This window comes from Spirillospora sp. NPDC049652, assembly GCF_040675125.1.
In the GTDB taxonomy this organism is placed as follows: domain Bacteria; phylum Actinomycetota; class Actinomycetes; order Streptosporangiales; family Streptosporangiaceae; genus Spirillospora.
Genome location: NZ_JBFAOF010001585.1, coordinates 1 through 1026, shown reverse-complemented (window position 1 = coordinate 1026; position 1026 = coordinate 1). Strand labels below are relative to the sequence as shown.

Annotated in this window: 2 protein-coding genes; one reads left to right on the top strand and one right to left on the bottom strand. The window is 72.0% G+C overall.

From position 1 onward, the window contains the following. Positions 1-281 (bottom strand): hypothetical protein (locus tag AB0J52_RS42125; RefSeq protein ID WP_500188930.1); only part of this gene is annotated, 281 nt, incomplete at its 3' end. Between AB0J52_RS42125 and AB0J52_RS42120 the strand changes: the two genes are divergently transcribed. Further along, on the top strand, positions 268-1026 hold a 759-nt coding region (locus AB0J52_RS42120), incomplete at its 3' end, for a diacylglycerol kinase family protein (protein ID WP_500188928.1). The genes AB0J52_RS42125 and AB0J52_RS42120 overlap by 14 nt on opposite strands.

Sequence of the window (1026 nt, the reverse complement as noted above, 5' to 3'; positions counted from 1 at the left end):
GGCCCGCCGGGGGCGATGGACAGCGGCGACAGCAGCCTGGAGGTCACCGCCAGCCCCGCGATTCCCGCGAGGGCCGCCCCGGTGATCAGTCCGGCCCGGAGCCGGCCATGCCGTCGCATCGTTCCGTCCCGCTTAAAACCATCTACTTTGAGGTACTTATTCCCAGCACCAAGAGCCTTATAACGCAGGGTAATCACGGAAAGGGCTGTTTTGCCGCGTTCGAAGAAGGAGCTGGAAGCCGCGATCCGGAGCGGGTCGGGTCGCGCCGTGCTGATCGTCAACGCCCGATCCCGGCGCGGCCGCCGCCTGCACGAGCGGGCGCGGACCCTGCTCGCCGGCGCCGGGATGGAGTTCGCAGAGATCGTCCCCGTGACCGACCCGACCGGACTGCGCCCGCTGTTCCGCCGCGTGCTCGAGGACGCCCCCGACCTGGTCGTGGTCGGCGGCGGCGACGGGACGGTCGCCGAGGCCGTCCGGCACCTGGCCCACCAGGACGTGGCCCTCGGCGTCCTGCCCCTGGGCACCACCAACAACTTCGCCCGCAGCCTGGAACTGCCCATGGACCTGGCGAAAGCGGTCGAGGTCCTGGGCTCGGGCAAGGTCGCCGACGTGGACGTGGGCTGGTTCGAGGGCACCACGGACGACGACGGCGACGGTGCGGAGACCGCGCCAGGAGAGGAGACCACCGCCAAGGAGCCCGCGGACGACGAGGACCCGTCCGGCGGCCACGTGTTCGCGAACATGGTCAGCCTGGGCCTGTCGGTGGAGGTCGCCCGGCACGTCCCGCACGAGCTGAAGCGGGTGCTGGGCCGTCCGGCGTACGCGCTGACGGCCGCGAGGCTGCTCCCCCGGCACGATCCGTTCCGCGCCGTGATCGAGATCGACGGCGAGACCACCGAGGTCGAGACGCACCAGCTGAACGTCGCCAACGGCGCGCACCACAGCGGCCAGCGCATCGCCCGCGACGCCAGCCCCGACGACCGGCTCCTGGCGGTCTACCGGCTCGGCGACGAGCGGCGGCTCCGG